Genomic DNA, 19,107 nt, shown 5'->3' with positions numbered 1-19,107 from the left:
GGGGGAGCGGTGCGGGAGCGCCCTGTCGGGTCCGTGATGGGGACCGGCGGGGCGGGGCCGCGTGCCCGGGGTTCTCGGGCCGCGCCCGCCGAGGTGAGCCGGGAGCCCCGCTGAGTCGTGCTGAGTCGCGCTGAGCCCCGCTGCGTCGCGCGACGGCTGGGGAGTCTCAGGCGCCGGTGATCTCGGCGATGCGGGTGACCGCGGCGCGGAGGCGGTCGGGGCCGTGCGCGGCGTAACCGAGGACGAGCCCGGGGAACGGCCCACCCCGGTGGCCCCGGGTGTAGAAGGACAGGCTGGGCGCGTGCACCCCGTTGTCCTCCAGGTGCGTCGACAGTTCCCGGTCGTTCGTGCCCGCCGGCAGTTCCAGGACGACGTGCAGGCCGGCCGCGATGCCCGTGGGACGCCAGCGGGGAAGGTGCTCGGCCAGGGCCGCGAGCAGCGCGTCGCGGCGGCGGCGGTTGTCGGCCCTGGTGCGCCGGAGGTGCCGGTCGTACCCGCCGGCGCGGAGCATCCTGGCGAAGGCCGCCTGCGGCAGCGGGCTGCACCCCAGGTCGTGCAGGCGCTTCGCGGTGATCATGGCCTCGCGCCAGCCGGGTGGGATCACCGCCCAGCCCAGGCGGAGCGCGGGAGCCAGCGTCTTCGACACGCTGCCCAGGTAGGCGACCCGACGCGGGTCCAGGGCCTGCACCGCGCCCAGCGCGGGCCGGTCGTACCGGTGTTCGGCGTCGTAGTCGTCCTCGATGACCAGGCCGTCGCAGCGGCGCGCCCAGTCGACCAGCTCGCGGCGGCGTTGCGCGTTCAGGGGCACGCCGAGCGGGAACTGGTGCGCGGGCGTGACCAGGACCGCCCGGCAGCCGGACGCGGCCAGCTCGTCGACCCGCAGCCCGTCGGCGTCGACCCGGATCGGGACCGGCGTGAGCCCGTGCGTGACGAACAGCTCGGACTGCCCGGGGTGTCCGGGGTCCTCCACGGCGATCCTGCGGTGCCCCCTGGCCCGCAGCACGTCGGCGAGCAGCGCGCACGCCTCGGCCGAGCCGTGCGTGACCAGCAGGTCGGCCGGGTCGGCGAGCACCGCGCGGACCCGGCCGAGGTAGCCGGCCAGCTCGGCCCGCAGCTCGGCGAGGCCGGCGGGGTCCGGGTAGCCCAGCTCGGCGTCGGGCAGCTCGGCCAGCGCGCTCTTGGTCGCGGTGACCCACTCGGCGCGCGGGAAGGCGGCCAGCGCGGGCAGGCCGGGGCGCAGGTCGAACTGCCACCGGGGCTCCGGGGCGCTCGCGCGCGACCGGGGCTGCTCGGCCGCGGCGCCGGCGGTGGCGGCCACGGAGGTGCCGGAGCCGCGCCGGGCGACCAGGTAGCCCTCGGCGACGAGCTGGTCGTAGGCGGAGGTCACGGTGCCGCGGGCGAGGTCGAGCTGGGCGGCGAGGTCCCTGGTCGCCGGCAGGCGGGTCCCCGGGTGGAGCCGGCCGGCGCGGATCGCCTCCCGCAGGGCGACCTCCAGCGCCCTGCCCCGGCGGCCGCGGGGAGCGGCGGAGACCGCCGGCAACAACAGCTCTCGCAAAGTGGCCCAGTCGCTTTTCACCGAAGTGGAGCTTATCGGTGGGCCACTTGGCGCAGAACCTGGACCGCGTGTCTGGCCTGATCGAGTCTCCCACAGTTGTGCGACACCGGGGGTCCCACTCCCGGGTCATGATCATCACCGGGGCCGTCGCCACCACCATCGTCGGGGCGTCGGTCCCGGTCACCGGTCTGCTCGACAGCTACCCGGTGCTGTCCGGCCAGGCCGTTCGGTACGCGATTGGTGGCGCCGCGTTGTTGGCCTGGGCGCTCATCACCCGACAGCCTGTCCCCCGTCCAAGGGGGCGGGATCTGGTGGCGCTCTCACTGCTCGCCGCCACCGGGATGCTGGGCTTCAGCGCCTGCGTGCTCGCCGCGCAGCGCCACGCCGAGCCGGGGTTCGTGGCCGCCGTCGTCGGCGCGTCGCCGCTCGTGCTCGCGCTGCTCGGGCCGCTGACGGCCGGGCGGCGCCCCCGCGCCAGGGTCGTGGCCGGGGCGGTGCTGGTGGTCGCCGGGGTCGTGACGCTCTCCGGCGGGGGAAGCTGGGGCTGGGCCGGACTCGGCCTCGCCGCGCTGGCGCTGGTCGGCGAGGCGCTCTTCACCCTGCTCGCGGTGGGCCCGGTGGCCCGGATCGGCGCGCTCGGGGTGTCGACCTGGGCCTGTTTCCTCGCCGCCGTCGAGGGTGCCGTCGTCGCGACGGTCACCGAGGGCGCGGCGGCCTGGCGGGCGCCCGACGCCACCGAGGCGCTCGCGTTGGTCGTGCTCGGTGTCGTCGTGACCGCGGTGGCCTACATCTGCTGGTATCGCTGCGTCTCCCGGGTCGGGGCGGACCGGGCGGGAGTGCTCGTCGGCCTCATGCCGGTCTCGGGGCTGCTCGCCTCGCTGGCGCTGGGCGCGCAGTCCCTGTCCCTGCTCGCGTTGGCCGGTGCACTCGTGGTCGCGGTGGGGTGCGCCCTCGGCCTCGGCTGATCCGCCGCCGTCCCGCCCCGCGCCGCCTATCCCGCCCCCGCGCCGCCTATCCCGCCCCCGCGCCGCCCGTCCCGCCCCCGCGCCGCCCGTCCCGCCCCCGCGCCGCCGCCAGGCGCGCCACGGGGGCGGGACGGCGTGATCAGCGACCGCGGGCCATGCGGAGGACGTCGAGCGCCTCGTCGAGCTGCTCCTCGGTGATGCGCCCGGCGTCGACGTGGCCGCGCTCCACGACCACCTGACGGATCGTCTTGCGCTCCCGCAGCGCCTGCTTCGCGATCGACGCGGCCTCCTCGTAGCCGAGGTGCCGGTTCAGCGGCGTCACCACGGAGGGCGAGGACTCGGCGAACTCCCGCAGCCGCTCCACGTCCGGCTCCGCGCCGGCCAGCACCCTGTCCGCGAGCAGCCGGGCCGCCGCGGCGAGCAGCCGGGCCGACTCCAGCACGTTGCGGGCCATGACCGGCATCATCACGTTCAGCTCGAAGTTGCCCTGCGAGCCGGCGAAGGCCACCGTGGCGTCGTTGCCGATCACCTGCGCGGCCACCATCATCGTGGCCTCGCACAGCACCGGGTTGACCTTGCCCGGCATGATCGAGGAGCCCGGCTGGAGGTCGGGCAGGCGCAGCTCGGCCAGGCCGGTGCGCGGGCCGGAGCCCAGCCACCGCACGTCGTTGGCGATCTTGTACAGCGAGACGGCCACCGTGCGGAGCTGGCCGGAGCACTCGACCAGGCCGTCCCTGGCGCCCTGTGCCTCGATGTGGTTCCTGGCCTCGGTCACCGGAAGGCCGGTGGTCGACGCCAGCTCCGCCACGACCGCCCCGCCGAAGCCGTGCGGCGTGTTCAGGCCGGTGCCCACCGCGGTGCCGCCGATCGGCAGCTCGGCCAGCCGGGGCAGGCAGTCGCGCAGCCGCTCCACGCCGTACCGGACCTGCGCCGCCCAGCCCCCGGCCTCCTGGCCCAGGGTGATCGGCACCGCGTCCATGAGGTGGGTGCGGCCGGCCTTCACCACGTCCGCCCAGTCCCCCGCCCGCCGCTCCAGCACGCCGGCCAGGTGCTCCAGCGCGGGCGTCAGCTCGCGCAGCACGGCCTCGGTCGCGGCGAGGTGGATGGTCGTGGGGAACACGTCGTTGGAGGACTGCGACGCGTTGACGTGGTCGTTGGGGTGCACCGGGGAGCCGAGCCGGCGCTCGGCGAGGGTGGCGATCACCTCGTTGGCGTTCATGTTCGACGAGGTGCCGGAGCCGGTCTGGAACACGTCGACGGGGAAGTGCGCGTCGTGGTCGCCGGCGGCCACCTCGTCGGCCGCCGCCGCGATCGCCTCGGCCAGGTCGGCCGGCAGGACCCCCAGCCGCCCGTTGACCCGGGCGCACGCCGCCTTGACCAGTCCCAGGGCCCGGATCTGCGCCCGCTCCAGCCCCCGGCCCGAGATGGGGAAGTTCTCCACGGCCCGCTGCGTCTGCGCCCGCCACAACGCGTCGACGGGCACCCGGACCTCGCCCATGGTGTCGCGCTCGACCCGGTACTCCTGATCTGCCATGTCCCCGAGTCTGCTACCTCCGCGTGGCGGTGGGCACCGTGGCGTGGAACGCATACGCTCGTTCGCGTCCGGACCACGGGCGGAAGGCGGCTCGCCATGGAAGTCGACCTGTTGATCGTCGGCGCTGGGCCGACGGGCCTGTTCGCCGCGTACTACGCGGGGTTCAGGGACCTCTCCGCGGCGGTGGTGGACGCGCTGCCCGAACCGGGCGGCCAGGTCACCGCCATGTACCCGGAGAAGCTGATCTTCGACGTCGCGGGCATGCCCTCGGTGCGCGGGCGCGACCTGGTGGCCGCGCTCGTCGAGCAGGCCGGGCAGTACCAGCCGACCTACCTGCTCGGCAGGCAGGCGCGCACGCTGTCCACACTGGACGACGGGCGGCTCGCGGTCGGGCTCGCCGACGGCAGCGCCGTCGTCGCGGGCAGCGTGCTGGTCACCGCGGGCATCGGGGAGTTCCGCCCCCGGCCGCTGCCGGCGGCGAACGGGTGGCACGGGCGGGGCGTCGTCCACTTCGTCCCCCAGTTGGACGTCCACAGTGGACAGGACGTGGTGGTGGTCGGCGGCGGCGACTCCGCGTTCGACTGGGCGCTGGCCCTGCACTCGGTCGCGCGGTCGGTGACGCTGGTGCACCGCAGGGCGACGTTCCGCGCCCACCCCGGCACCGTGCGCAAGGTGCGCGAGCTGGGCGTGCCGATCATCACCGACGCCGAGGTCGCCGAGCTGAGGGGCGACCAGGCCGTGCGCGAGGTGGAGATCACGCTGAAGGACGGCTCCCGCCAGGTGCTGCCGGCCCAGGCCGTGGTGGCCGCGCTGGGGTTCGTGGCGGACCTCGGGCCGATCGAGTCGTGGGGGCTGGAGCTGGACCACCGGCACGTCGTGGTCGACAGCACCATGCGGACCTCGCGCGAGCGGGTCTACGCCGCCGGCGACGTCGCCGCCTACCCCGGCAAGGTCAAGCTCATCGCGACGGGCTTCGGCGAGGCCGCGACCGCGGTGAACAACATCGCCGTGGCGCTCGACCCGTCGGCCCACCTCTTCCCCGGGCACTCCAGCGACTCGGGCTGACCCCCGCGACGCGTCGACGATCAGCCAACTCGACCTCGGACCTCGGCCTCGGTGGGCGGCGATCCGCCGGTCCCGTGTGCCCTCGGCCGGGTCCGGACCGGCGTGGGAGACACGCTGATCCGGCCCGCGCGCGCCAGGGCAGGAACTGATCCGCTGGCCCGCGTGGCGGAGGAAGACGGCGCTTGGCCGGAACTCTGGTCGCTCCACGGCGGTGGTGGGCACGGCCAGGCGGGCGGACAGCGCGGTTCGACGGAGCCGAAGGCACCCAGGGTGCCGAGGTCCCTGGACACCACGAAGTATCGCTGAGAGCGTGCGCGGCCTGACCGACGCCCAGCTCGCGCGACGGGGGATCGCCGCGTGCGGTGAGGCCGACCAGGCGCTGAGCCCGAACCGCGCGTGGCAGGACTCGTTCGGCTCGTCGCGGATAGCCCTGTTCGTGCGATCCGTCACCAACCTCGACTTACGGCATCGACGGGCTCTACCGGCGACGCGCCTCGTACCGGGCCTTCGAGCCGGTGGAGATCGAGGGCTCCCCGGCGGTGAGCGCGAACCGGGATGGCGCGGAGCGGGCCACGAACCCCGCGGCCCGACGACGGCGGTGGCGACCGAGGTGATCAGGACGCTGACGTCCCCGGCTGAGACCGTTTCTCCAGTGGGTCGTGGGAACGCCGACGGGGCGCGGACGGCGGAACCGCCCGCGCCCCGCGGTGGTGTCGGCGTCGTTCCTGGTTCACAGGGGCCCGGCGTACTGCTCGATCCACCCGCGGTAGGCCGCGACGTTGGTGTGGATCGACGTGCCGGTCGCGCAGGACGGGCCGCGGTCGCCGCGCCGGCTGGTGGTGCCGACGAGCTCCCACCGGGAGCCGACCGAGCGCAGTTGCGGGCCGCCGGTGTCGCCCCGGCAGGTCGACGGCGCGGCCGGGTTGATGGCGCAGATCTCGGTGCTCGCGTCGAGGCCGTTGTCGCACCGGTTCGGCGTGGTCACCGCGGTCTCCACCTCCCGGAGCACGGTCACCTCGCACCACGGGTCGGGGCACGGCGTCTCCCAGCGCAGCTCCCGGGTGCGGGCCCCGGTGGGCGCGGCGGTCCTGGCCACCCTGACCGGCGCGTGCCCGACCGGGGGGTCGACCTGCACCAGGGCGATGTCGCCGTTGGGCTGGGCGTCGACGAACCTCGGGTCGACGACGACGCGGGTGACCCTGGTCAGGGTGCCGCCCCTGGTGCGCTCGCCGCTGCCGACCCGCGCCTGGAGGTCCTCGGCGTTGCGCCCCGCGACGCAGTGCGCCGCCGTGACCAGCCAGTCCGGTTTGATCAGTGACGCGCCGCAGTGGTGCTCGCTGGTGTCGCGCTGCTGGAGCGACGCGGTGAAGCTGGATGTCGTCGTGGTGTCGTTGTGGGCGAGGAGCGCCTGCACCTGGTCCGGTGGGGTCGTGGCGGTGGCCGTCGCGGCCACCGTCACGCCGAGCGCCGCGGTGAGCAGGCTGACGAACAGGGAGCGGGTTCGCATGGCCTTTCTCCGTTCCTTCCGCCCCAGGTCCGGTCGTGGGAAGGTCGACGGTATTGGGCCGAACGCGGGATCCAGCAGATCCGTTCGGGCGGTTCGCCTGTTCGATCGGATGATCCGGCGGGGGAGGCCGGGGCAGCGTCCACTTCGGATGATCAGGCGGGCGCGGGGAGACGGACGATGGCCCGTCCCGCAGGGGTGGGACGGGCCATCGGCGCCCCCTGGGGGGGGAAGGGGCGGTCAGAGAGCTCCGGTGTACTGCTGGATCCAGCTCCGGTAGGCGGTGACGTCGGTGTAGATCGACGGGTCCACGGCGCAGGTGCTGGTCGCGCCGCCGGCCCTGCTGGTGGCGCCGACCAGCTCCCACCGGCCGTTGACCGACTTGATCTGCGGGCCGCCGGAGTCGCCGTAGCAGGCCCCGGAGTTCCGGTTCGGGTTGTTGGTGCAGATCTCGGTGCGGCCGTCGAAGCCGCTGCGGCAGGCCCGGTCCTCGACGATGGAGGTGTCCAGCTCCTGGAGCGTCTGCGGGGCGCCGCAGCCGCCCCTGGTCGGGCAGGTCTGGCCCCAGCCGATGATCCGGGTGCGGGTGCCGGCGGGGCCGGCCTCCGAGGAGATCCGCACCGGCGTCTGGGACACCGACGAGCTGAGCTGGAGCAGCGCGATGTCGCCGGGGCCGTTGCTCACCGGGTAGTTGGGGTGCACGATCACCCGGCTGACCCGCGCGACCGAGCCGCCGCTGGAGCGCTGGGTGCTGCCGACCCGCACCTGGATGGAGCCGGCGGAAGTGCCCTGGACGCAGTGCGCGGCGGTGACCACCCAGTTCGACTTGATCAGCGAGCCGCCGCAGAAGTGGCCGCCCGACAGCGACTGGAGCGACGCCATGAAGCTGTAGGTCTGGGTGGCGTTGTGGCCGCCCACGATGTACGGCTCGACGTCGCCGCCGGCCGGCGGCGCGGCGGCCGCGGTCGGCCCGGCGAGGCCGAGCGCCGCGCCGGCCGCGGCGAGGAGGCCCACGAGCAGGGAGCGTGCCCTCATCAGTCCTTGGTCTCCGTTCTCCCCGGAGCCCTCATCCGGGGTCAGTCGGGGACGGTAGGCAGCGGGCGGGTCGGCCAGATACCTGCGAACGGAGGGGGTCGGCATAAGTCCTTGCCATAACCCCGGCGGCGCCGTGCGGCCCGGCTCGTCCACCCGCGACACCCGGTGTGACCCGGATCTCCCGTCACACGGGGGAAAGCCGAGAGAAGTCCACATAGGACAGTGGCCCGCCCCCGGAGGGACAGGCCACTGTGGACTGGCGGGTCGACGGCGGAGCGGTGCGCGCGCGATCCCGGTGAGCGTTCGCTCGCCGTCAGCGCAGCGGGCCGGTGTAACTCTCCAGCCAGGACCGGAAGGCCGGGACGTCGGTGTAGATCGAGGGACCGGTCGCGCACCTCGGGTCGCCGTTGCCGCTGCGGCTGGTCGCGCCGATCAGCTCCCACCGGCCGTTGACCTGCTTCACCTGCGGGCCGCCGGAGTCGCCGTAGCAGGCGCCCGAGTTGTTGTTCGGGTTGTTGGTGCAGATCTCGGTGGAGCCGGTGATGCCGCGACAGCGGGAGTCGGCCACGATCGAGGTGTCCAGCTCCTGCAACATCACGGGCGCGCCGCAGCCGCCCCTGGTCGGGCAGGTCTGGCCCCAGCCGATGATGCGGGTCTGGGTGCCGACGGGGCCGGACTCGGCCGCGACCTTGATCGGCGTCTGCTGCACCGGCTGGGCCAGCTTGACCAGGGCGATGTCGCCGCTACGGTTCACCACGATCTGCGACGCGCGGGCCACGGTGCCGCCACTGGTGCGGTTGGTGGTGCCGATCCTGGCCTGCACCTGGCCGGCGGACGTGCCCTGGACACAGTGCGCGGCGGTGACCACCCAGTCGGCCTTGACCAGCGAGCCGCCGCAGAAGTGGCTGCCGCCGGTGCGCTGGAGCGAGACCATGAAGCTGTACGTCTGGGTCGCGTCGTGACCGCCGACGATGAACGGCGTGACGTCGGCGTCGGCGGGCGGAGCCGCCTCGGCCGCCGCGGGTAACGCCAGGCCGAGCGTGCTGGCCGCCGCCACGAGGCCCACGAGCAGGGAGCGTGCCCTCATGATGATCTCTCCGTTCCTCCCGGGAGCCCTCACCCGGGGATAAGCGGAAAGTAACGAGGGTCACATCAAAGTGGTACCTACGAACGTCGGACAGAAGAACGGCCCACCACGAGGCGTGGAGGGCCGTTCCGTCGGTGCCGTCGGTGCCGTCGGTGCCGTCGGTGTCGGCGGCGGTCTCACGGCAGCGGCGGCTGCGCGTCCTCCTCGGCGCCCACCGGCCCGAAGTCGACCGACGCGTACTCCCGCAGCTTGCTCAGCCGGTGGTAGCCGTCGATCAGGCGCACCGTGCCCGACTTCGAGCGCATCACGATCGACTGGGTGGTGCAGCCGCCGGAGCGGTAGTGCACGCCGCGCAGCAGGTCACCGTCGGTGATGCCGGTCGCGCAGAAGAAGACGTTGTCGCCCCGCACCAGGTCGTCGGTGGTGAGCACCCGGTCCAGGTCGTGGCCGGCGTCCAGCGCCCGCCGCCGCTCGGCCTCGTCCTTCGGCCACAGCCGGCCCTGGAGCGCGCCGCCCATGCACTTCAGCGCGCAGGCCGCGATGATGCCCTCCGGCGTGCCGCCGATGCCCAGCAGCATGTCCACGCCCGTGCCCGGCCGGGCCGCCGAGATCGCGCCGGCCACGTCGCCGTCGCTGATGAACCGGATGCGCGCCCCGGTCTGCCGCACCTCGCGCACCAGCCCCTCGTGCCGGGGCCGGTCCAGGATGCAGACGGTCACGTCGGACACGTCGGTGTTCTTGGCCTTGGCCACCCGGCGGATGTTCTCCGCCACCGGGGCCGACAGGTCGACCACGTCGGCCGCCTCCGGCCCGACGGCCAGCTTCTCCATGTAGAACACGGCCGACGGGTCGAACATCGCGCCCCGCTCGGCCACGGCGAGCACGGCCAGGGCGTTCGGCATGCCCTTGCTCATCAGCGTCGTGCCGTCGATCGGGTCGACCGCCACGTCACACTCGGGGCCGTCGCCGTTGCCGACCCGCTCCCCGTTGAACAGCATCGGCGCCTCGTCCTTCTCGCCCTCGCCGATGACGACGACACCGCTCATGGAGACGGTGCCGATCAGCTTGCGCATGGCGTCGACGGCGGCGCCGTCGCCGCCGTTCTTGTCGCCACGGCCCACCCATCGGCCGGCGGCCATCGCGGCGGCCTCGGTCACCCGCACCAGCTCCAGCGCGAGGTTGCGGTCCGGCGCCTCGCTCCGGCGCCCCGTGGTCGGGTTCGACGTGCTCATTCCGCCTCCCGGATCAGCACAGCGGATCAACGTTGATCAGCCGTGGGCGCCGGCACGACCGGCGGCGATCCGCGGCGGCGGCGGCACCCATCAGTGGGACGATCCTCGCAGACCAGGTACCCGCCGGACCAACCGCCGAACGCGGTCTTGAGACGATGGGGGCGTGTCCGCCACCCCGAGCAGCCCCCCGCCCCGCAGCCGCGCCCAACACGGCGTCCGCGACATCGTGCTGTCGCTGGTGTTCCTGCTGCTGATCGTGCTCGCCATCGTCGGCGTGACGCGGGGTTGCTCGTTCAGCCCCGGCGGGCCGTCGGTCGACCCGAACGCGGTGCGGCCCACCGTCGACGCCCCCGCCGAGCTGCGGCGGGCCGCCGGACGCGTGCCGTTCGCGGTGCGGGTGCCCGCGGTGCCCGAGGGCTGGCACGGTAACTCGTCCGGGGTCGACCGGGTGGGTGACACCACACCCAAGCCGTATGCGGTGCGGGTGGGCTGGCTCACCGACCAGGGGCACTACGTCCGGCTGAGCCAGTCCGACGCGGCCGAGCCGGACCTGCTGCGGTTCGAGACCGGGCACGCCGACGCCAAGGCCACCGGCTCGGTCGAGGTCGACGGCGTCCGCTGGACCGTCTACCCGGGACAGCGCGACGAGCGGGCGTGGACGACCACGCTCGACGGGCATCAGGTCCTGATCACCGGCAGCGGTTCGGAGGCGGAGTTCCGCGCGCTCGCCTCGGCCACCCAGGCCGCGCCGCTGGCCCCGTCCTCCAGCCGTCCGGCGCCGCCGTCCCGGTGACCGCCCGGCCCGCCGCCGCGCCTCCCCACCACGCGGGCGGCGACCGGCGGGCCGCGCGCCCGCCCAGCGCCGACCCGGCCCTACCCGGCCCTACTCGGCGATCGGCTGCTCCGACTCGTCGTCGGCCCGGCGGGCCGCGGCGAGGGCGTTCTCCACGCGCTCCCGCGCGCCGGCGAGGTGCCGCTCGCACAGCCGGGCCAGCGCCTCCCCGCGCTCCCACAACGCGAGCGAGTCCTCCAACGACAGCCCGCCGGCCTCCAGCCGGCGCACGACGTCAGCCAGCTCGTCCCGCGCCTGTTCGTAGCCGAGCCCGTCCAGCCCGGTCCCCGTCCGCTCGCTCACGCCCTCGTGCTCCCCAACGGTCCCCGCACGCTCACCACCGCCGTCGCCACCGCCTGGTCGTAGCCGACCAGGGCCTCGGCGAACTCCGCGCCGTCGCCGTCGCGCACCGCCTCGTCGACCCGCACCTCGGCCTCGCCGACCCGCCGCAGGCAGCGTGGTCCGGCGAACGCCGAGGTCGCCTCGGACAACGCCCGCAGCCGGGACGACAGGCCCCGCCGCCCCGGCGTGTCGCAGCCGGCGAGCAGGGCCAGCCAGCAGTCCGCCGCGGCCGAGTCGGCCTCCACCGCCCTGCGCTGCACGGTCCTGGCGTCCTCGCCGGTCCTGTCGTCCGCCGCGCGCGCCGCGGCGGTGCGGGCCGCGGCGACGGTCAGCGGCAGGAACGCGGGCTCGGGCTCCCGGTTCGGCATCGCTCACCTCCGCTCACCGCTGTCGACCTTCTCCGTGCCTCTCCGCGCCGGTGTCGGCGTCCGTGACCAGGGCGCGCACCGCCCCGTCAACGACCCGGACGCGGAGTTCCGTCTCCGGTGGGATCTCGGACACCGACCGGACGACCTCGGTGCGGCCGTCCGGGAGGACGCGTTGCACGATCGCGTATCCCCGGGCCAGCGTGGCCGCCGGTCCGAGGGTCGTCAAGCGTGATCGTGTCGCTGAAAGGAACGTTTCGGCCGCGGTCAGCTCGGCGCGCACGGCGCGCAGGCCCCGGTCGCGCAGCGCGCGCACCTCCTCGCCCCTGCGGAGCAGCGGCCCCACGGGATCGGCGAGCGCCGGCCGGCTGCGCAGCGCGGCCAGCAGGCGGCACTCGCGGTCCACCCACCCGTGCAGCGCGCGCCGGGCCCGATCCCTGAGCTGGTGGACGCGGTGCGTCTCCTCGGCCACGTCGGGCACCACGCGCTTGCCCGCGTCGGTCGGCGTCGAGCAGCGCAGGTCGGCGACGTGGTCGACCAGCGGCGTGTCCGGCTCGTGGCCGACCGCGCTGACCACCGGCGTGCGGCAGGCGGCGACCGCCCGGCACAGCGCCTCGTCGGAGAACGGCAGCAGGTCCTCGACGCTGCCGCCGCCCCTGGCCAGCACGATGACCTCCACCTCGGGGTCGGCGTCGAGCGCCCGGAGCGCCTCCACGACCTGCGGCACCGCCGTCGGCCCCTGCACGGCCACGTTGACCACCCGGAACTGGACGGCGGGCCAGCGGGCGCGCGCGTTGGTCAGCACGTCGCGTTCCGCCGCCGACGCCCGGCCGGTGACGAGGCCGACCCGGCGCGGCAGGAACGGCAGGCGGCGCTTGCGGGCCGGGTCGAACAGGCCCTCGGCGGCCAGCAGGCCGCGCAGCCGCTCGATCCTGGCCAGCAGCTCCCCGATGCCGACCGCGCGGATCTCGTCCACGCGCAGGCTGAACGTGCCGCGGCCCAGGAAGAACGTCGGACGGCCGTGCACCACCACCCGGCTGCCCTCGGCCAGCGGCGGCCGCATGTCCCGCACCAGGCCGATCGGGCAGGTCAGGGTGAGCGACACGTCCGCCGACGGGTCGCGCAGGGTCAGGAACGCCGTGCCCGTGCCGGGGCGGGCCGAGACCTGGGTGACCTGGCCCTCCACCCACACCGCGCCCAGCCGGCTGATCCACTCCGCCACCTTGCGGGCGACGGTGCGGACCGGCCAGGGCTGCTCGGCGGAGGTGGGACCCGCCTCCGCGCTCACTCTCCCCGGACCTTGGCCAGCCGGTTGGCGAGCATCTCGGCGAACTGGGGCCGGTCGGCGTGCGCGCGCTCGTAGGCCAGCAACGCGGCCACGTCGTCGGCGGACAGGTGGCGCAGCCGGGCCCTGACCTGCGCGACGGTCATGCCGTCGTAGTCGGCCAGTGGCGGCTCCTCCGGCGCGGGGGCGGACGCGGCCCGCCGGATCTCGGCCCCGGCCACGGCCTCGCTGTCGGCGCCCGCCTCGGCGGTCTCGTCGGCGGTCTCGTCGGGCGCGGGGGTGCCGCGAGTCTCGTCGATCTCGTCGGCCAGCTCGGTGTCCAGCAGCTCCTCGTCCAGCGCCGCCGTCGGCTCCTCCGACCAGGGACTGGCCTCGGACTCCTCGTCGGGCGCGGCGCGGTCGGCCGCGCGGACCCCGCCCGCGCCGCCGGCGTCGGGGCCGCCGCCGCGCTCCAGGTCCTCGTCGAAGGTGGCCCACTCGGGCTCGTCCTCGACCGGGCGCAGCGCGGCCAGCGCCTCGTCGCCCTTGATCGCCAGCTCGGTGACCTGCTGCTGCACCCGCATGGAGAGCTGCAACGCCTGACTGGCGACGGTCACCGGCAGGCCGGCGAGCTGCTGCGGCAGCCGGCGGGCCTGTTCGAGCGCGGTGACGGCCAGGCCAGCGGCGACCCGGAGGGGCAGCGGGAGCGGCTTGATGGTCACCTCCTAAGCGTGCCGCAGTTTCCCTGGTCCTGCCCAGCCCCGGGGCCGGAATCGGTTCCGAACACCGGCCGTGACTTGCGTCGCCCCGTGACCGGCCCCCGGGGCCGGCCCGTACGCTGGACGTCATGAGCGAGGGCACCCCGGCCACCCCCGAGACCACCCCTGACCAGCCGCGCAGGCGCGTGCTGCTGGCCAAGCCGCGTGGCTACTGCGCCGGCGTGGACCGCGCGGTGGAAACCGTCGAGCTGGCGCTGGAGAAGTACGGCCCGCCGGTGTACGTGCGCAAGGAGATCGTCCACAACCGGCACGTCGTGGAGACGCTGCGGGCCCGCGGCGCGATCTTCGTGGACGAGACCGACGAGGTGCCGGAGGGCGCGCTGGTCGTGTTCTCGGCGCACGGCGTGTCGCCCGCGGTGCACGAGGAGGCCAGGAGCCGCGGCCTGCGCACGATCGACGCCACCTGCCCCCTGGTGACCAAGGTGCACCAGGAGGCGAAGCGGTTCGCCCGCGACGACTACGACATCCTGCTGATCGGCCACGAGGGCCACGAGGAGGTCGAGGGCACCGCCGGCGAGGCGCCGGAGCACATCCAGCTCGTGGACAAGGCCGAGGACGTGGACAAGGTCGTGGTCCGCGACCCGTCCAAGGTGATCTGGCTGTCCCAGACCACGCTCAGCGTCGACGAGACCATGGAGCGGGTCTCCCAGCTCAGGGAGCGCTTCCCCGAGCTCCAGGACCCGCCGAGCGACGACATCTGCTACGCCACCCAGAACCGCCAGGTCGCGGTGAAGGCCATGGCCCCGGAGTGCGACCTGGTGCTGGTGGTCGGCTCGCGCAACTCGTCGAACTCCAAGCGGCTGGTCGAGGTCGCGCTCCAGGCGGGCGCCAGGGACGCGCACCTGGTCGACTACGCGCACGAGGTCGACGAGGCCTGGCTGGACGGCGTCACCACGGTCGGCGTGACCAGCGGGGCGTCCGTGCCCGACGTGCTGGTGATGCAGCTCCTGGAGTGGCTGGCCGAGCGCGGCTGGGCCGACGTCGAGGAGATCACCACCGCGAACGAGAAGATCGCCTTCGCGCTGCCGAGGGAGCTGCGCAAGGACCTGGTCCGCTAGTCGGGGCCCGCCCGTCCGGCGGGGCCGCGAACGCCACGAACCCCGGGTGCCAGGTCGGCGCCCGGGGTTCGTCGTGTTCGCCTGGTCGTCGGTTCAGATCCCCTCGGGTCAGATCTCCTCGGGGCGGGGCCGCCGCCGCGTGCCCGAGGGGCCGCGCGCACCCGCCGGCCGGCCCGGTCCGCCCTGGCGGGGCGCTCCGCCGGCGGCACCCTGACGGGCCGCTCCCGCGACGCCCCTGGCGGGCCTGGCCGCCTTCGCGGGCGCGGGGCCGTCGGCGCCGGCCGCCCGCTCGGCCCCGGAGCCGGTCGCACCCGCGCCGGTCCTCGCCGCGGCGGCCTTCTCCAGCTCCCGCGCGGCGTCGTCCCGCCTCGGCCGCGCCGGCTCGCCGGCGGGGCGGGTCCGCTGCCGCAGGACCCGCAGCAGGCCGATGCCCAGCGTCAGCCCCGTGGTGACCGCCATCGTGGGGAAACCGTTGATCAGCGGCGCGCCGATGGCGAGAAACTTGGCGGAGCGCCCGCCAACGCTGGGCGCCCCGCTGCCGACCAGCACGACGACGGGCACGGTGACGGCCAGCACGAGCGGGGGCTGCACCATCGGCCCGAACAGGGCGCGGCGGCGCACCCAGCACACCGCCAGCAGGCAGCCCACGAAGTAGGCGCCCTTGAACACCATGCCGAGGCTGTTGCTCCGCTCCATGTCCACGAACACACCGACGGTGGTCAGGCAGAGCGCGAGGAGCACGGCACCCCACCAGGGAAGCCCACGGGAGTTGCCGAACACGGAGCGCTCCGTCATGGGCACCCCTTCGGGGGATCCTCCGGCAGGATCGCTTCGGCGGTCGCGGATCGCGGTCACGAGGTTCACGTTAGACGGTCCTGGGGTCGTTCCGGCGCGAGCGCGTGCAGTCAACCTCATGGGACCGGAGAGGGGGAAACGTGGGGTCGTCAGCCCTGCTCCTCGGGGTCGACATCGGCACGTCCAGCTCGAAGGGCGTCCTGACCAGCGAGGACGGCCGGGTCCTCCACCAGGTCGAGCGACGGCACGCGGTGTCGTCGCCCCGCCCAGGCTGGGTCGAGCACGACGCGGAGGCCGTGTGGTGGGGCGACTTCGTCGCGCTGGCCCGCGAGCTGGCCGTCGCGGCGGACGGCCGGCCGCTGGCCGCACTCGCTGTGAGCGGCATCGGCCCGTGCGTGCTCCCAGCGGATGAGGAGGGTCGCCCACTGCGCGCAGCCATCCTCTACGGAGTGGACACCCGGGCGACCGCCCAGATCGCGGAGCTGACCGCCGAGCTGGGCGCGGAGGCGGTGCTGCGCCGGTGCGGCTCCCCGCTGACCACGCAGGCGGTCGGCCCGAAGCTGCGCTGGCTGGCCGAGCACGAGCCGGAGGTGGCCCGGCGCTCCCGCAGGCTGCTGATGGCCAGCTCCTACCTCGTGCACCGGCTCACCGGCCGGTACGTGCTCGACCACCACTCGGCGAGCCAGTGCGTGCCCCTGTACGACCTGGCGGCGGGGACCTGGGCCGCCGACTGGGCCGAGGCGGTCGCCCCCGGGCTGCCGCTGCCCGAGCTGGCGTGGCCGACCGAGGTCGTCGGGACGGTCGGCCGCGCGGCCGCCGCCGAGACGGGCCTGCCGGCCGGGCTGCCGGTGACCGCCGGCACGGTGGACGCCTGGGCCGAGGCGACCAGCGTCGGCGTGCGCGCGCCGGGCGACGTGATGGTCATGTACGGCACGACGATGTTCCTGGTCCAGGTCGTCGACGAGCTGCGCCCGCACCCCGGGCTGTGGGGCACGGCAGGCGTGTTCCCCGGGACGCGGACGCTCGCGGCGGGGATGGCCACCTCGGGCGCGGTCACCGACTGGTTGCGCCGGATCGTCGGGGCGGACTACGCGGACCTGGTGGCGCTGGCCGCCGAGGTGCCGCCGGGCAGCAGGGGCTTGTTGCTCCTGCCCTACCTCGCCGGGGAGCGCACCCCCTTGTTCGACCCGGACGCGCGGGGCGTGCTGGCCGGGCTGACCACCGCGCACGGCCCGGCGGAGCTGTATCGGGCGGCCCTGGAGGCGACCGCCTACGGCGTGCGGCACAACCTGGAGGTCATGCGGGAGTCCGGGGGCGGCCCTGGCCGGCTCGTCGCCGTCGGCGGGGGCACGCGGGGCGGGTTGTGGACGCGGATCGTCTCGGACGTGGTGGAGCGTGACCAGCAGGTGCCCGAGCGCACCGTCGGCGCGTGTCTCGGCGACGCGATGCTGGCGGCCACCGCGCTCGGCGTCGACGTCGTGCCCGAGGAGTGGAACCCGGTGCGTTCGGTGGTGCGGCCGAACAGCGAAAACGCGCCGCGCTACCGGGAGTTCTACCGGCGTTATCGGCAGCTCTACGACAGCACGGCCGACATCGCCCACTTCCTGGCCGGGGTGCAGCGCGAGGACGGGTGACGGGTTGGCGCCCGTGATCCGCGGGACGGGTCGCCGCCCTCGACCGACCCGGGATGCGCGGGCGGGGAACGCGGGCCACGGATGGTCACCAACACGGTCCGACCTCGCCCATCCAATGGTCAGCCTTCCGAGTGAACTGAGTGGTGGTCGTCACGAGGGCGGGCGGGGTGAGGGGGCGGGCTCGGTCATCCCCGTGTGATCGCCGTGCGCAGTGGAGGCGTGACGGTTCGGGATCTCTTTCGGGTGATTGTTTTCCGGTCGCGGGGGCGTTCCGGGCGGCCGGACGCCGCTCGCCGTGCTGTCTTCCCCCTGGTGAGTGGCCCTGTGGAGCCTCGAACGTGAGCTGGTTGACGGCGCGGTTCGCGGGTCGAGCCGTGGTCGGCTCCCGGTGTAGCTTCCCGGCGCGCCGGATCGGGTGATGGATTCGCCCCTCGGACCGGTCCCCCGAAGCTGATCCCCTGGAGTGTGTCGCCGAATGCGTGGACACCGGCTGCCGCGCGTGGCTGCTCGTCGTCGGCACCGTGATCGCCGGTCCGGCGGCGGCGTGGGCCGCCGGACCTCGCCCAGCCTCGCGCGACCTCGCCGGGACTCCGGCGGCTTCGGGCGGGGAGGGACGACCGGTGCGGTGTCGTCCGGGCTCGGGGGAGAGACGACCGGCGGCCTGGCCGCCACCGGCGCGGACGTGGCCTCGGTCGCGTTCGCGGCGGTGGTGACGCTCGGCGCCGGCGCGACGCACGTGCTCGCGCGACGGCGCGGGGCGGTCGTGGCGGCCGCGCCCAGGGGGCCCCAGGGCTCCTGATCCGCCCGGCCGTCCCGACGTCGTCGGGGCCACCGCGGCACGGCGTCGAGGGGCGTCGGCGTCCTCCCGCACTGGAGGACGCCGACGCCCCGCCCGACGCCGACCTTCCGCCCGTCGCCGACGCCCCGCCCGTCGCCGACCTTCCGCCCGTCGCCGACCTTCCGCGGGCACCCGGCGGACACGCGCGCCGGGGGAGCCGACGCCGCCCCGCCCCGCTCAACCAGCGGTCGGTTCCGCCTGCCCGTTGGGGCCGGAGGGCAGGTCCAGGGCCGTCAGGTCGTCCTCGCGGCGCACCGGCGGGAGCGCGGACGGCGTGGACGCCGCCTCGGCGAGCGGCTGCACGGCCGCGCGGAAGCTCTCCAGCGCGTCGAGTTCCCTGCGGCGCGCCGAGAGGAAGTTGCGCAGGTGCGTGCTGGTGAGGTTCACGGCGTCGACCGCGGCGGCGGCCGACCGGTGCGCCCGCGCCGCCTGGCCCCGCACCCGGTCCACGTCGTCGGCCAGGGCGCGTTCGGTGGCGGCGAACAACGCCGCCGAGGCCACGACGGCGAAGCCGGTCGGCCCGCACAGGAAGACCCGCCGGTCGAGCAGCCAGGACAGCAACGTCGGGTCGGTGTCCATGGCGGCGACCACCGCCGCGTCCGAGGGCACGAACATCACGGTGCCGTAGATCGCGTCCGCCCAGCGCTCGTAGCCCCTGCCCGCCAGCTCGCCCGCCCGCGCGCGGATGTTGCGCACGTGGACGCGCAGCGCCTCGGCCCGTTCGGCGGGGTCGTCGGTCTCCACCGCCTCGGCCCACACCGCCATGCTGGTCTTGGCGTCGACCGGCACGCGCCGCCCACCGCCGACCATCAGCACCAGGTCCGGCCGGGCCGCGCCGCCGCCGGCGAGGTCGGTCTGCACGGTGAAGTGCAGCCCCTCCCGCAGCCCCAGCGCTCTGGCCGTCTCCACCAGCACCCGCTCGCCCAGCTCGCCGCGCCCGCTGACCGACGCGAACGCCACCTCGTAGCGGCGCAGCGCCGCCTGGTGCTCGCGGGCGCGGGCGCGTTCGGCCTCGACGGCGGCGAGCGCGGCGTCGGCGCGTCGCACGCTGTCGGTGTAGAGCCGCCAGAAGAACACCAGCGCGCCGGCCAGCAGCAGGGCCACCACCACGGCCGCCGTCGTGATCACTACCGAGGTCACGGATCGCCTCCCTCCACCGATCATGGCCCAGGAGGGCGTCGACGCGACATGGGCGACACGGAGGGGAGGGGGGCGCGCCGGGC

18 protein-coding genes are annotated in these 19,107 nt (G+C 75.0%); 6 read left to right on the top strand and 12 right to left on the bottom strand.

Features of this window, described 5'->3' with window-relative positions:
* Positions 1–166: 166 nt before the first annotated feature.
* A complete protein-coding gene (pdxR, locus tag LX15_RS13170) occupies positions 167–1,576 on the bottom strand; it encodes a MocR-like pyridoxine biosynthesis transcription factor PdxR (RefSeq protein ID WP_253669844.1) in 1,410 nt (469 codons plus the stop codon).
* Positions 1,577–1,683: 107 nt separating this feature from the next.
* On the opposite strand from pdxR, the gene LX15_RS13165 reads away from it, so the two are divergent.
* A complete protein-coding gene (locus LX15_RS13165) occupies positions 1,684–2,520 on the top strand; it encodes an EamA family transporter (protein ID WP_253669843.1) in 837 nt (278 codons plus the stop codon).
* Positions 2,521–2,659: 139 nt separating this feature from the next.
* Here LX15_RS13165 and LX15_RS13160 read toward each other — a convergent pair whose 3' ends face one another.
* Entirely contained in the window at positions 2,660–4,054 is a 1,395-nt protein-coding gene (locus LX15_RS13160) for a class II fumarate hydratase (RefSeq protein ID WP_253669842.1), read from the bottom strand.
* 96 nt (positions 4,055–4,150) lie between these two features.
* Here LX15_RS13160 and LX15_RS13155 point away from each other — a divergent pair, with 96 nt between their 5' ends.
* Positions 4,151–5,119 carry an NAD(P)/FAD-dependent oxidoreductase gene (locus LX15_RS13155; protein ID WP_253669841.1) on the top strand — a complete coding sequence of 323 codons (969 nt, stop codon included), beginning with the start codon at positions 4,151–4,153 and terminating at the stop codon, positions 5,117–5,119.
* 730 nt (positions 5,120–5,849) lie between these two features.
* On the opposite strand, the gene LX15_RS13150 is transcribed toward LX15_RS13155, so the two are convergent.
* The 4 genes from LX15_RS13150 to glpX all read right to left on the bottom strand — a co-directional run bounded on the left by LX15_RS13150 (position 5,850) and on the right by glpX (position 9,977).
* Positions 5,850–6,626: a S1 family peptidase gene (locus tag LX15_RS13150; RefSeq protein WP_253669840.1), complete on the bottom strand. Its 777-nt coding sequence runs from the start codon at positions 6,624–6,626 to the stop codon at positions 5,850–5,852.
* A gap of 237 nt (positions 6,627–6,863) precedes the next feature.
* Positions 6,864–7,658 carry a S1 family peptidase gene (locus LX15_RS13145; RefSeq protein ID WP_253669839.1) on the bottom strand — a complete coding sequence of 265 codons (795 nt, stop codon included), beginning with the start codon at positions 7,656–7,658 and terminating at the stop codon, positions 6,864–6,866.
* 313 nt (positions 7,659–7,971) lie between these two features.
* The gene (locus tag LX15_RS13140; RefSeq protein WP_253669838.1) at positions 7,972–8,745 is read right to left on the bottom strand and encodes a S1 family peptidase; all 774 of its coding nucleotides are present in this window, start codon (positions 8,743–8,745) and stop codon (positions 7,972–7,974) included.
* 176 nt (positions 8,746–8,921) lie between these two features.
* Positions 8,922–9,977, bottom strand: coding sequence for a class II fructose-bisphosphatase (glpX, locus tag LX15_RS13135; RefSeq protein ID WP_253669837.1), 1,056 nt, complete (start codon positions 9,975–9,977; stop codon positions 8,922–8,924).
* Between the two features lie 163 nt (positions 9,978–10,140).
* Here glpX and LX15_RS13130 point away from each other — a divergent pair, with 163 nt between their 5' ends.
* Entirely contained in the window at positions 10,141–10,770 is a 630-nt protein-coding gene (locus LX15_RS13130) for a DUF4245 domain-containing protein (RefSeq protein ID WP_253669836.1), read from the top strand.
* A 90-nt stretch (positions 10,771–10,860) separates the two neighbouring features.
* On the opposite strand, the gene LX15_RS13125 is transcribed toward LX15_RS13130, so the two are convergent.
* Genes LX15_RS13125 through LX15_RS13110 form a run of 4 tightly spaced genes read right to left on the bottom strand, consistent with a single transcriptional unit; the run spans position 10,861 to position 13,502 of the window.
* On the bottom strand, positions 10,861–11,112 hold the full coding sequence (locus LX15_RS13125) for an exodeoxyribonuclease VII small subunit (protein ID WP_253669835.1): 252 nt from the start codon (positions 11,110–11,112) through the stop codon (positions 10,861–10,863).
* Entirely contained in the window at positions 11,109–11,519 is a 411-nt protein-coding gene (locus LX15_RS13120; RefSeq protein ID WP_253669834.1) for a hypothetical protein, read from the bottom strand. The genes LX15_RS13125 and LX15_RS13120 overlap by 4 nt, the downstream gene beginning before the upstream one ends.
* A 13-nt stretch (positions 11,520–11,532) precedes the next feature.
* Entirely contained in the window at positions 11,533–12,804 is a 1,272-nt protein-coding gene (gene xseA, locus LX15_RS13115; protein WP_253669833.1) for an exodeoxyribonuclease VII large subunit, read from the bottom strand.
* On the bottom strand, positions 12,801–13,502 hold the full coding sequence (locus LX15_RS13110; protein WP_253669832.1) for a lipid droplet-associated protein: 702 nt from the start codon (positions 13,500–13,502) through the stop codon (positions 12,801–12,803). Before LX15_RS13110 ends, xseA begins: the two co-directional genes overlap by 4 nt.
* A 125-nt stretch (positions 13,503–13,627) precedes the next feature.
* Between LX15_RS13110 and LX15_RS13105 the strand changes: the two genes are divergently transcribed.
* Positions 13,628–14,617 (top strand): 4-hydroxy-3-methylbut-2-enyl diphosphate reductase, encoded by a 990-nt coding sequence (locus LX15_RS13105; RefSeq protein WP_253669831.1) that lies wholly within the window; start codon positions 13,628–13,630, stop codon positions 14,615–14,617.
* 108 nt (positions 14,618–14,725) lie between these two features.
* Here LX15_RS13105 and LX15_RS13100 read toward each other — a convergent pair whose 3' ends face one another.
* Positions 14,726–15,412 (bottom strand): DUF6542 domain-containing protein, encoded by a 687-nt coding sequence (locus LX15_RS13100; RefSeq protein ID WP_253669830.1) that lies wholly within the window; start codon positions 15,410–15,412, stop codon positions 14,726–14,728.
* Between the two features lie 140 nt (positions 15,413–15,552).
* Between LX15_RS13100 and LX15_RS13095 the strand changes: the two genes are divergently transcribed.
* Positions 15,553–17,046 carry an FGGY-family carbohydrate kinase gene (locus LX15_RS13095; protein ID WP_253669829.1) on the top strand — a complete coding sequence of 498 codons (1,494 nt, stop codon included), beginning with the start codon at positions 15,553–15,555 and terminating at the stop codon, positions 17,044–17,046.
* 625 nt (positions 17,047–17,671) lie between these two features.
* Positions 17,672–17,845, top strand: a complete 174-nt coding sequence (locus LX15_RS13090; protein ID WP_253669828.1) for a hypothetical protein — start codon at positions 17,672–17,674, stop codon at positions 17,843–17,845.
* A gap of 216 nt (positions 17,846–18,061) precedes the next feature.
* Here LX15_RS13090 and LX15_RS13085 read toward each other — a convergent pair whose 3' ends face one another.
* Positions 18,062–19,048, bottom strand: coding sequence for a DNA recombination protein RmuC (locus LX15_RS13085; protein ID WP_301304525.1), 987 nt, complete (start codon positions 19,046–19,048; stop codon positions 18,062–18,064).
* Positions 19,049–19,107 lie beyond the last annotated feature (59 nt).

Source organism: Streptoalloteichus tenebrarius (genome assembly GCF_024171885.1).
GTDB classification, from domain to species: Bacteria; Actinomycetota; Actinomycetes; order Mycobacteriales; family Pseudonocardiaceae; genus Streptoalloteichus; species Streptoalloteichus tenebrarius.
The sequence above is the reverse complement of the archived record's forward strand: the minus strand, read 5'-3'. Positions and strand labels throughout refer to the sequence as shown.